Here is a 12,336-nt window from a genome sequence, read left to right on the forward strand (position 1 = left end):
TAGCTTATCATGCAGAATTCCTATTGAGCAACGACTAAATGTGTTAATATGACTTTGCATTAAGTAACTGGATTTAAATAACAAAAAATTTTCTTAGAGATTAAATTGGCAGGGAAGTGATCGATTGGTTAAACTTCAGAAGGATGTTGACGCTATAAGAATCAACACTAGAACCGAAGAACTTGCTGCTTGTTCATCCACATCTGTTGGTGTCACTAGACTACCTTTCACAGTGGAAAGTTTAAAAGCAGAAAGACTAGTTGAAGAGTGGATGAAAGCAGCTGGGATGACGGTAAGAAAAGATGCTCTTAACAATATAATCGGACGTTATGAAGGGAAAGATCCTACAGCTCCAGTTTTAATGATTGGTTCACATTTAGATAGCGTGATTGAAGCAGGTAAATATGACGGTATTCTAGGTGTTATAACTGGAATCGAAGTTGTTCAAACTCTTAAGGATAATGGCATTATATTATACAATCCAATCGAAGTGGTAGGTTTTTGTGATGAGGAAGGAGTAAGGTTTCACTCAACTTTCCTCGGTAGTAAAGCGATTGCAGGAACTTTTACTGCTGAAGATTTAGAAAGGGCAGATGAACAAGGAATAACAATTGCTGAAGCGTTAAAAGGAATTGGTATTGCTGACCCATATGCTTTTAAAAAGGCTAGTCGTACTCCAGAAGAACTTCTCGCTTATTTGGAACTTCATATCGAACAGGGGCCTGTGCTTGAGAAGGAGAATGAACCTGTCGGAATAGTTCGTGGGATTGCTGGTGCTACAAGATTTTATTTTGAAATTATCGGGAAATCTGGACATGCAGGGACAGTTCCTGTTGCCCTTAGACAAGATGCACTTTTAGGAGCAAGTGATCTCATTTCCTACATTGAGAACATCGCTGTCCAAAATGAACCATTAGTAGCGACAATTGGTAAACTTACTGTAAGCCCGGGTGCTAGTAATGTAATACCTGGTCTTGTAACAGGGACACTGGATATCCGTGATTTAAATGTGGATCGTAAGAAAAAAGCCATTGATGCCATATTAACTGAAAGTGAAAGAGTAGCAAAAGCTAGAGGACTCCAAATTCATTTTGAACAGGTCATGGAAGCCGATCCTGTATACTGTGATGAACAATTGATTAAAGTAATCGAGGAGTCCATTAGCGAACTGGATGGTAGTGCTATCAGTCTTGTAAGCGGTGCTGGCCACGATGCAATGGCTATGGCGGATGTAACGAATGTTGCAATGATTTTCGTTCGTTGTAAAGATGGTCTTAGTCATCACCCTGATGAATTCGTTACTGTAGAAGATATGGGTGTAGGAGCTAGAGTTCTTTACTCTACAGTAATTAAAATAGCCACAAAACAATATTGAGGGACAAATAAGGTTTTATAGAGAGTATAAGACTAGCTTACAAAAAAACTCGTGATCCGACTGTATCGGATCACGAGTTTTTTCAAAATGAATACATTTCAATCAGTACCTCTAGAACAAATCAGTCAACTGTTATTAGAAACATTTTCCTATAATATTGAATGCTTCGAAAAGCTCATTCGATAAGAAATATATTTAAGATAGAGATCCTTCAAGCGATAAAACAGTCATAGGTATCAACACAGATCCGATGGTTACATAAGGAGTTCTGGATGGACTCTTTATCATGTTAATAAAAAAGCCACTGAAATTCCTGGATTCCTCCATAATTCAAGGATTCTGTAGTGTCACTTCAGAAAAAGAAGCCGAGTTTTACTCTTCATATTGATCTCTGTCTGCGTGGGCAGTTTACCTTCAGTCATTACCTGCTTAAGTAGTAATTACAACTACTTATTAATCACTGTTATCTCTGAAAATTGAACCCATGAGTAAAGCTATACGTAAATGAAGTGAGTTTTTTGAATCATGAACGGAATAATTCAAAATGTCCTCACATTTGGCAATTCGGTATTTAACGGTATTACGGTGAACAAACAGTTTCCTGGATGTAATCGCAAGTTCACAATTATTATCCAAATATACCAATAAGGTATTAATTAAGTCTTTTTCATCTTTATTTTTCGGATAGGATAGAGAACGTAAAGTATTTTCATAAAACTTTTTTAAATCTTTTTCGGGAATTAACCGAATCAGTTCGATTAATTGCTTGGTCTCGTAAAAGTTTATAAATTTATTTTGAAACAGTTCAGACCCATGTGTCCATGCTTCCACTGCCTCTTCGTATGTAAGGTGGATATAGGTAAGGTCATTAGAAAAGTTACCAACTCCAAACGACAACGAAATTTTTAGCTTTGAATAAGCCTCATTCTGGAATTCCTTCAGTCTTTCTTCTATTATGCTTTTAATCGAATCATTAAGATTCAGAGGAGATTGCATCAAAATAACAAAATAACCATCTTTCATAAAAACGATGTTGTTAGTATCTATTTTTAAAAATGATTTATGTAAAAATTTATATAAATAGTCGTATGATCTATTCATTATTTCTGCACTTTTTTGTAAAGCGTTTTGTTTATCATAATCAATCTTACATACAATGCATGAGTATTTCATATTGTCGATTAAGCCATGCTGTTTTCCCCTATGAATAATTTCTTGTTTGTTGGATATCTTTCCATCAACAAGGGAAGCAAAAAAGTTATTTTCTAACAAACGACTGTTTTCTCTAATTGCCTCGTTTTTAAGCAGCGTAAATGAAATGACTGTTGATGCTTGCTCTATAGCTAATTGGGAAGATGGGAATGAAAGCTTCTCAGGGTGAAGAATTATTAGTAAATATGGATAGGAACGCATAGTTTTCACCCGAAACATTTTTATAGAAATGTCAGTATTTTGGATGTCGATTGTGAGCTGGTTTTTTTCTAGGTATGTTTCTATATCACTTTTAATGTGTTCCTGAACATTTTTCATAACGATTTTCATATTTCCTGTACGAAAATGATGAGAAAAGGATGTCACATCACCAATAGGATCAAGTAGGAGAACAGGACATTTTAATAGGGAGCCAAGATTTTCAATTAAAGAATTCAGGCTGTAGCCTTTTATCATCATATTGGTAAATTCCTTGTGAATATGCATCGCATAAAATAACTCTTCGATTTGGTTATCCCATATAAAGCTTAATAATTGATGAGCAACCGCACCTAATGTTAATGTCTCTGGAATTTGAATAATGGGAAATTCTAATGAGTCAGCTAATTCGATTACATCCGGCGGTATCTTATCAATGAACCTTTTAAGTTTAATGGCGATCCCTGCACATGGAAGTTCATTAATTTGGGAAATGAGATTGCATAATGCATGAGGGTCGTCTTTAAAAGCGTATCCTGTTGTCAATAATAGGGAGTTTTCAGCTAAAAAATTGATGGCATCTGGTGTTTCTGAAATCTCAATGGATTCTACTTTCCTTTTAAGTCCGGCATGTCCAGCAATAATTTTGGCTTCTCGAAACACATCAACGATAAATAAATCTTCTACCTTTTTCATCATACACCTTCTAATTCTACATTTTTGTCAGTTTTTATTTCTAGAAAGGGAAGCAAACGAATGTTGTTAAATTTGGACAAAAATTTAAATGGTAATTGTTTACATTGCATAATGATTTTGTGAATTAATCCGCTTATAATCAATTGTATAGAGGATTGAAGGGTAATGAAACTGTTTTCAAGATTTTTTTGCATTCCATAAATCTCAAGTTTATATTTATTTAGCAACTATATTTATATTTAGAAGCACATACAATCATACATAATTTTGCAATGGTGAAAATAGCTAATCCGGGTTTTAACATCTAAGATTTTAACAGACCTTTTATACCTTTATATATATATCCAGTTTTTATTTCGGTGAAAAGTAAGCGCTATCATGCTAAGTTTTATAACGAGGAGGAACCCTTTTGAACAAACCAGAGCTCCATTGGAGCAGGAAACACAATGTTAGTAGAGACTTATTGGCAACAAAACCCGAAGAGAGAAATTGGAAAGTGGGAAACTATTTTTCTATATGGATGGGTTCTGTTCATAATGTAATAGTTTTATCTTATTCCGAATATTAAAGAGGATTGGACTTAATAGTAATTATAAAATTTGATTTTCATAGAAAGGAATGAACCTATGGCTACATATGATTTACTCATTAGAAATGGAAATCTTGTAATGTTAGATTCGATTGTTCAAGGAGATATTGCGATTAAGGAAGGGAAAATTAAAGAAGTGTCCATCGGAAAAAAAATTGATGCTATTGCAACAAGAGAAATTAATGCTGAGGGGCAGCACATCCTCCCAGGATTAATTGACACTCATGTTCATTTCAACGAGCCAGGCAGAACTGAATGGGAAGGTGTTCAAACTGGTAGCAGAAGTTTAGCGGCAGGTGGGGTAACAACCTATTTTGATATGCCATTGAACAGTACACCACCAACAATCAATAAAGAATATTTGGCATTAAAGAGAGCTTGCTCCGAAGAAAAGTCGGTAATCAATTGCCGCTTTTGGGGTGGACTTACACCTGAAAATATTGAGAATATTAAGGAACTTGATGAAAATGGAGTAATTGGATTTAAAGCTTTTATGTCACCGAGCGGAATTATCGATTTCAATCATGTCGATGATATTACGATTTTTAAAGGGATGAGAGAAATTGCCTCTATAGGTTCACTTTTAGCCGTTCATGCTGAAAGCACAGTCATTTGTGATCAGCTTACACAAGAAAAACAAAGACAAAATAAAACGACTGCAAAGGACTTCGTTGAATCAAGACCGATAATTTCCGAAATTGAAGCGGTTAGAAGAATAATTTCATATGCTGAAGCTACAGGTTGTAAACTGCATATTGTTCATGCGAGCAGCCGGAAAGTAGTGGACGTCATTAATCAGGCAAAGCAAAGAGGCCTAGATATTACGGTAGAAACATGCCCTCATTATTTATCTTTGACAGTAAAAGACTTAGAGGAAAAAGGCGGATTGGCAAAATGCTGTCCTCCACTGCGTGATGATGAAGAAGTAGAACAATTATGGGAAGCTGTAGCAAACGGTGAAATTGACGTTATAGCATCCGACCATTCACCAGCACCTGCATCTATGAAAAAGGTAATAAATGAAGACTTTTTCAGTGCCTGGGGTGGGATTTCTGGTGCTCAAACTACGCTCAATATTATGTTGACAGAGGGGCATTTTAACCGGAATCTTCCTCTGGGGAAAATTGTTGAATTAACATCAACGAATCCAGCTAAGTTATTTGGCCTTTATCCCCATAAAGGGATAATAGCGGTTGATAGCGATGCTGATTTGGCGATAGTTAATCTGAACAAAAGCTTCGAGCTAAAAGAGGAAGATTTGTTCTACCGCCATCAGCAGTCGCCTTATGTTGGTAGGACATTCAAAGGGCAAGTAACGACGACGATCGTCAATGGGGCTATTGTTTTTGAAAATGGAAGCATTACCACTGTGGAAAAAGTAAAATCTAGTGTTGTTAAGCTATAAAGGATTGAGAAAGTCTTAATTATTTTATTAGCTGATTCGCTTTCAGACATTTGTTTTAGGCTTACACAATCTTAAAGGCAAAAGAAGCCTATAAGGAACTGGGACTGATAAAAGAGAAAATCATGGATGAAGAAATAAGAAGATGTTTTATCTATAATAGACAAAAATATAAATCGTTTTTATTGATTAGGCATAATGACTATTTAAATGAAAGCGTTTAACATTTGTATAAGAGACTTAATGGTTTCTGACACAAGTTAATAATATATGAAAAGAAGCTTCAATAATAAGTTAATCTATAACGGTAACAGGGCACACCATGATTCACATGCTTATATTGGCTCACGATTTAAAAGTTTGATTGGTGTCATATGAATTGGCTCACAAAATACGATTAAAAGGAGAGTTTAAAAGATGGGTTATCCTAAAGATTTATTAGCAAGCAGATCAATAATTGAGCACGGTAAATATGCTTTAATTGCACCTGAGGGATTGGTCAATAATGTTGTTCCAGGATTTGAGAATTGTATCATTTCCATTTTGGGTTCTCCAAAGCTTGGAGCAAGCTTTGTCGATTATATTGTGACAATGCAAAAGGAAGGAAAGAACAGCGAGGGGTTTGGTGGACAAGAAGATGTAGAGACATTTGTCTATGTTATTGAAGGGAAAATAAAAGCTGCTGCAGGTGAACAAGAGTTTGTCCTCGATGAAAGCGGTTATTTATACTGTCCTCCAGGAACAAAGATGTATTTAGAAAACCAATTGGATGGAGATTCTAAACTATTCCTATATAAGCAAAAATATCGTCCGCTTGAAGGACGGAGGCCATGGGTTTATTCAAACCATGCCAACAATATTGAATTTAGGATTTATGATGATATGCATAATGTCCATCTTAAAGATCTTTTGCCTGCTGATATAGATTTTGATATGAATTTTCATATTCTTTCCTTTGATCCTGCTGCCTCTCATCCGTTCATCGAAACACATGTGCAAGAACATGGCGCCTACTTACTCTCGGGAGAAGGGATGTATAATCTGGATAATCAGTGGGTTCCTGTAAAGAAAGGAGATTACATTTTTATGGGTCCATATGTACATCAAGCAGCCTATGCGGTAGGTAGAGAAAATTTAACATATGTTTACTCTAAAGATTGTAATCGTGATGCATCCTTGTAAAGTGTCACATCACTTAGTAGGAATGCGTAGGTGCCAACTTCAAGAGATTTAATGCGGGCAGAATCTGTACTATAGGGAAATCTGGTAAGTGTAATTCAAACCCATTAAATATAAAAGAGGTGCTGAGATATGGACCAGAATATAATTTTGAACAAAAAGTCGATAATAGAGGAAAGAGTTTTTGAAATCGATAAAATAGCAAAATTCGATTCCAATGCACCACAAAAAAATTATTTCTATGAAACGGATAAAACTGTTGGGGCAGTTTGGTGTCTTGAACCTGAGCAGGAAGTATATTTACATTCTCATTCGAATGTTGATGATATTTGGGTTTGCATAGAGGGGGAAGGAACATACTTTCCGGATTTAGAGAATGAGATTACGATCAGAAAAGGAATGGTAGTATTGGCCAAGCCTAATCAAATTCATGGAATGCGTAATACAGGAAACAGTCGATTCATGTTTGTAGGCTTTGCTGCAGGGGCATTGCCAATGGATATAACAAGATATTAGAAAAAGGCTAAGATTATTAAACAATTACAAAATAATTTAAGTTTCTTCTTTCAAAAAACAAAAAAAGTGATTAAGGCGAAGCGATTGTAATGAAGACAGCGCTTCGCTTATATTTTTATTTATAAAAAGAAATGATTTGTAATCTTTACAGGAAATCAATACTTTTAAGAATTGGCTTCCTTAAAAGCTGGCAAACAGATTTTATAAAGGAAATGGTGATGATTAAGATGACACAGCAAGGAGTTACTGTAACATTATTGTCCTCTTTACAGTGGCTTTTTTTTATTTTTGCCAATACGGTTGTCGTACCAATTTCTGTAGGGGCAGCATTCCAGCTTCCTTCAGAAACAATTGAAATGACGATAAGATGCTCTTTTATCTTTACAGGAATAGCCTCTATTCTGCAGGCCTGGATTGGGCATCGTTATCCATTATTGGACAGCCATTCGGGGCTAATGTGGGGTCTGATGATAAATATGGGCATCTCTGCATCTGCACTCGGATTGGATTTTGCAACCGTAGGAGGGGGAATTGCAACAGGCATTCTGCTGGCGGGAGCTGTAACCGTACTGCTTGCGGCATTTAACCTGATTTATATCATACAGAAAGTAATTAAGCCGATGGTGATAAGTGTTTATATTTTTTTGCTAACCTTTCAGCTTATCTTTATTTTCTTCAAAGGTATGTTTAAAATAACCGAAAGTGGAACAATTGATCTCCCTGTCAGTTTGTTTTCAATCTTGATTGTCATCTTTGTTGGCTTTTTAAGGATTAAAGGAGGGAAAATACTAGGCAATTTCTCAATCTTAATCGGAATTATCGTAGGATGGTCATTATATCGAATTATTTTCCCTTCAGATCTTCCGACGGCTAGCTCTTCAGGTATGGCATTCACTTTCTTTCCCCTTGGAACTCCAAACTTGGATATTGGTATTATTCTTGTCTCCTTTTTTGCGGTCCTTCTGAATTTAACAAATTCTTTTGCTTCTATTCAAGCTGTTGCAGATGTTTACAAGGAAAAGGTGGAACATAGTCAATACAGGAGATCTATTTTTGTAACAGGTATTTTTGCGTTTATCTCTTCGATTTTTGGCTTGGTCCCTTTTACTCCATTTACATCTACAATAGGGTTTTTACAAAGTACCAAGTTATTTAAACGAGAGCCATTTATGATAAGCGGATTCTTGTTTATTCTCCTTGGAGTTATTCCGCCATTAGGGAGGTTCTTAGGAACAATACCACTAACAATAGGTAACGCTGTTTTGTTTGTAGCATACCTTCAATTGTTTGGGACCGCATTAAACAGCTTAAAAGGAACGTTATTCAACTCTGAAACGATACTCCGTTTAGCGGGTCCAGTCCTAGTTGGAGTTAGCATTATGAATATCCCGCCGGCATCATTCGGCAGTATTCCTGTCCTCTTGCAGCCTTTCATTACAAATGGTCTCATTATGGGTGTCATTATATCAATCTTTTTGGAAAAACTTATTGATTGGAATAAGTTAACAAATAAGTTGGAAGTCAGGCAGTAATCGATATATCTACCTGGAAATGGAAAAATGAGCAACAACAATAGGTGATTATTCTAAAAAGAAAAAACGGGATTTCATATTACATTTGGAGAAAAAAAGAGTTCATATAATATTGACTACTTTGGATCTGTTGAAGTCAATGGTCAACTTTCTAACGATAAACTTGAAATTGATTATAAGAAAACAAAATAATAAATTGAGAACTTGATTAATCGATAGCAAATGAAGTATTGAACCCGTTCAAAGGTAGGAGAGATCACCTGGTTTAAGAAAATTCCTCTCGGCGTATGCCGGGAGTCAAACTAATTTTTAAAGGAGGAATACACCATGGGCGAATATGTAAAAATAGGTAATCTTCAAGTGGCTCCGGTACTTTTTGAATTTATCAATAAAGATGGGATACCTGGAAGCAAACTGAATCAGGAACAATTTTGGGTTGATTTTGAAAAATTGGTACATGACTTGTCTCCAAAAAACAAAAAATTGTTAGCTCGTCGTGATGAAATTCAAACCAAAATCAATACATGGCATAGAGAAAATAAAGAGATTGACTTTGCTGAATATAAATCATTTTTACAGGAAATTGGCTATCTCGAACCTGAAGGAGAAGACTTTCATATTACGACAGAAGGGGTAGATGATGAAATAGCCTTTCAAGCTGGGCCGCAGCTAGTTGTCCCGGTTGATAATGCCCGTTATGCTATTAACGCTTCAAATGCAAGGTGGGGAAGCCTTTATGATGCTCTTTATGGAACAGATGTTATTAGCGAAAAAGGAGGAGCCTACCGAGAAGGGAGCTACAATGAAGTACGCGGGGGAGAAGTCATTTCATTTGCAAAGGATTTTCTTGATCAAGTAACTCCTTTAAAGGATTATTCACATAAAAACGCTGTGAATTATGCAGTAGTAGATGGGAAATTAGCTGTTACACTCAGAAATGGAGAAATTACGAGTTTAGTAGAGGAATCTAAACTAGTTGGCTATCAAGGTGAATACGAAAAGCCATCGGCTATATTATTAAGAAATAATGGTTTGCATTTTGAAATTCAGATTGATCGAAGTCACATGATCGGTAAAATAGATAAAGCAGGCGTTAAGGACATTCTAATGGAATCTACTCTTACGACCATTATGGATTGTGAGGATTCTGTTGCGGCAGTGGATGCTGATGATAAAGTCCTGGTATATCGAAATTGGTTAGGTCTTATGAGGGGGGATCTGACTGTAACTTTCAAAAAGGATAATAAAATGATGACACGTACAATGAACCCGGATCGTTTATACAGAGCACCAGATGGAGAAGAATTTTCTTTGCCTGGTCGTTCACTTATGTTTGTCCGTAACGTGGGACACTTAATGACCACAAACGCAGTCCTAGATGCTAATGGTGAGGAGATTCCTGAAGGGATTATGGATACAGTCATGACTAGTTTACTTGCCAAACATTCCCTGTTAGGTAATGGTAAATATTATAATTCCTCTAAAGGATCAGTCTATATCGTTAAGCCCAAAATGCATGGATCCGAAGAGGTGGCTTTTGCCAATGAACTCTTTGACCGTGTGGAAGATATGCTAGGTCTACAGCGAAATACACTGAAAATTGGTGTTATGGACGAAGAACGTCGAACTTCATTAAACTTGAAAGCTTGTATCCGCCAAGTTAAAGAAAGAGTGGCATTTATTAATACCGGGTTCTTAGATCGAACTGGAGACGAAATTCATACTTCTATGGAAGCCGGACCCATGATCCTCAAGAATTACATGAAAGGATCAAAATGGCTACAAGGTTATGAAAAATCGAATGTCAATGTAGGTTTAGCAACCGGTTTTCAAGGTCGTGCTCAAATTGGTAAAGGAATGTGGGCAATACCTGATATGATGGCGGAAATGCTAAAGCAAAAGATTGGCCATCTGAAAGCAGGGGCGAATACAGCATGGGTGCCTTCTCCAACTGCAGCGACATTGCATGCTCTTCATTATCATCAAGTGGATGTAAAAAAGGTACAAGATGAGTTGAAAAAGAATCCAGTAAATTTACGTGATGATATTTTAGAAATCCCAGTGGCTCAAAACCTCGAATGGAGTCCGGAAGAAATTCAGCAAGAATTAGATAACAATGCTCAAGGTATCCTCGGTTATGTTGTACGTTGGATAAATCAAGGAATTGGTTGTTCCAAAGTACCGGATATCAACAATGTAGGATTGATGGAAGACCGTGCCACACTAAGAATTTCGAGTCAGCATATGGCTAACTGGCTTCACCACGGAATTTGTACGAAAGGACAGGTTTTGGAGACTTTACAACGAATGGCTAAAGTAGTGGATGAACAAAACACTGGAGATTCATCATATCAATGTATCGCGGGAAATTACGACAACTCAGTGGCTTTTCAAGCGGCATGCGACTTAGTGTTTCAAGGCTATAACCAACCAAGTGGGTATACTGAGCCTATCCTGCATCGACGACGCATTGAAGCGAAGAAAAATAAGTTGTAACAATAAGTGAAATTTCTGGGGCATTCATACCAACCAGGATGCAATGTTATTAAATTCATTCTTAAAGCTTAGCGTAGGAAAAACTAATTGTCTCTTTCTATTTATTGTTTAGTTAAGGTTTTAGGTTAAAGTGGGTATCCCGTGTATAAGAAACAAGATTTTTCGCAAAGTTTTAACTCCATATTTCAGGGGGAATCTCCATTGACTACACTGTATAAACAGATTCGTGATAAGCAATTGTTACCAACGAAAGAAATAGGGTTCCTTAAAGTCCAAGTTCACCGAGTGCCATAACTTAACTTCCACTAGTAAATTCATACGGGGCTTCGGATTGAAATAAGTGATTATTCAATAAAATGGGGAACAAGTGATCAAAATTACTTGTTCCCCATTTTGGTTTGATTCTTTATAAAAAGAAGAAGCTAAGTAAACATATGTGAATTAGATGTAATAAGATTAGTCTTCATCCTTTTAGAGACCATCAGAAGTTAATTCGGACGGCATATGTAGAATTAGTATCTTAATTTATCAAAAAACACCAGTGAAATATGATAAGGTGCTAACTATAACAATAAGTACCACTTCTTTTGATCATAGAAATCTGTATATTTTATTGGTTTGCTTCCATTGGTTATTTTGCACAAAAAAACACCGAAATACTAACAGAATTGTCAATGAAGTTAAATGCGAAAGCAAGTAAAATATTAGATGATATAAATTTCGTGAATATTAATAACGTGAATGGATATTGAGAAGGGAAGCGATGTGATGGGCAATCAAACGAAAAATTCATAGATGAAAAGGATGATGCTGCGTTCGATGATAAAATGGTTAGCATCTTTCGAGGGCAACAGAGAGTAATGGGGTGACCCGGTTATAATATTCCAAGGAATGGATGAGCGCTCAGCAAGCAATGAAAGCTGAGATGGAAAAAGAAAATCTGATTACATATTTTGATAGTGTAGGCAACTTGTTTGGCAGGCTTGAGGGAACGGATTCCTCCGGTGGAATCATTCGGGCCGGTTCTCATATAGACACGGTCAAGGATGGGGGGGTGCGACACTTGGGCTCAGTCTCGATATCAGGCATCACGAGGAAGAGGTTCTTGAAAGGTTTTGTAAGGAAATCCTTTCAACTTTCG

7 protein-coding genes are annotated in these 12,336 nt (G+C 36.4%); 6 read left to right on the top strand and 1 reads right to left on the bottom strand.

The features are described from left to right. Positions 1-124: 124 nt before the first annotated feature. Positions 125-1,375 carry an allantoate amidohydrolase gene (locus JNUCC41_RS13955; protein WP_192203521.1) on the top strand — a complete coding sequence of 417 codons (1,251 nt, stop codon included), beginning with the start codon at positions 125-127 and terminating at the stop codon, positions 1,373-1,375. A 453-nt stretch (positions 1,376-1,828) separates the two neighbouring features. Here the strand turns inward: JNUCC41_RS13955 and JNUCC41_RS13960 are convergent, their stop codons facing one another. Then, entirely contained in the window at positions 1,829-3,481 is a 1,653-nt protein-coding gene (locus tag JNUCC41_RS13960) for a PucR family transcriptional regulator (RefSeq protein ID WP_192203522.1), read from the bottom strand. A 626-nt stretch (positions 3,482-4,107) separates the two neighbouring features. Here JNUCC41_RS13960 and JNUCC41_RS13965 point away from each other — a divergent pair. From JNUCC41_RS13965 to JNUCC41_RS13985, 5 genes are all read left to right on the top strand, one after another. Then, positions 4,108-5,475: an allantoinase gene (locus tag JNUCC41_RS13965; protein ID WP_192203523.1), complete on the top strand. Its 1,368-nt coding sequence runs from the start codon at positions 4,108-4,110 to the stop codon at positions 5,473-5,475. A gap of 414 nt (positions 5,476-5,889) precedes the next feature. Continuing rightward, positions 5,890-6,654 (top strand): (S)-ureidoglycine aminohydrolase, encoded by a 765-nt coding sequence (gene allE / locus JNUCC41_RS13970; protein ID WP_192203524.1) that lies wholly within the window; start codon positions 5,890-5,892, stop codon positions 6,652-6,654. 129 nt (positions 6,655-6,783) lie between these two features. Further along, the gene (locus tag JNUCC41_RS13975; protein WP_228467333.1) at positions 6,784-7,167 is read left to right on the top strand and encodes a cupin domain-containing protein; all 384 of its coding nucleotides are present in this window, start codon (positions 6,784-6,786) and stop codon (positions 7,165-7,167) included. 227 nt (positions 7,168-7,394) lie between these two features. Beyond that, positions 7,395-8,699 (top strand): uracil/xanthine transporter, encoded by a 1,305-nt coding sequence (locus JNUCC41_RS13980; RefSeq protein WP_192203525.1) that lies wholly within the window; start codon positions 7,395-7,397, stop codon positions 8,697-8,699. A gap of 327 nt (positions 8,700-9,026) precedes the next feature. Further along, positions 9,027-11,195 carry a malate synthase G gene (locus tag JNUCC41_RS13985; protein WP_192203526.1) on the top strand — a complete coding sequence of 723 codons (2,169 nt, stop codon included), beginning with the start codon at positions 9,027-9,029 and terminating at the stop codon, positions 11,193-11,195. The last annotated feature ends 1,141 nt before the right edge of the window (positions 11,196-12,336 follow it).

Origin of the sequence: Brevibacillus sp. JNUCC-41 (genome assembly GCF_014844095.1) — a bacterium.
In the GTDB taxonomy this organism is placed as follows: Bacteria; Bacillota; Bacilli; order Bacillales; family DSM-1321; genus Peribacillus; species Peribacillus aracenensis.

What these genes read in the sequence shown, in the direction of transcription:
- allE (WP_192203524.1), top strand. Translation starts at nt 5,890, where the DNA reads ATGGGTTATCCTAAAGATTTATTAGCAAGCAGATCAATAATTGAGCAC.
- JNUCC41_RS13980 (WP_192203525.1), top strand. Translation starts at nt 7,395, where the DNA reads ATGACACAGCAAGGAGTTACTGTAACATTATTGTCCTCTTTACAGTGG.
- JNUCC41_RS13960 (WP_192203522.1), bottom strand. Translation starts at nt 3,481, where the DNA reads ATGAAAAAGGTAGAAGATTTATTTATCGTTGATGTGTTTCGAGAAGCC.
- JNUCC41_RS13965 (WP_192203523.1), top strand. Translation starts at nt 4,108, where the DNA reads ATGGCTACATATGATTTACTCATTAGAAATGGAAATCTTGTAATGTTA.
- JNUCC41_RS13975 (WP_228467333.1), top strand. Translation starts at nt 6,784, where the DNA reads ATGGACCAGAATATAATTTTGAACAAAAAGTCGATAATAGAGGAAAGA.
- JNUCC41_RS13985 (WP_192203526.1), top strand. Translation starts at nt 9,027, where the DNA reads ATGGGCGAATATGTAAAAATAGGTAATCTTCAAGTGGCTCCGGTACTT.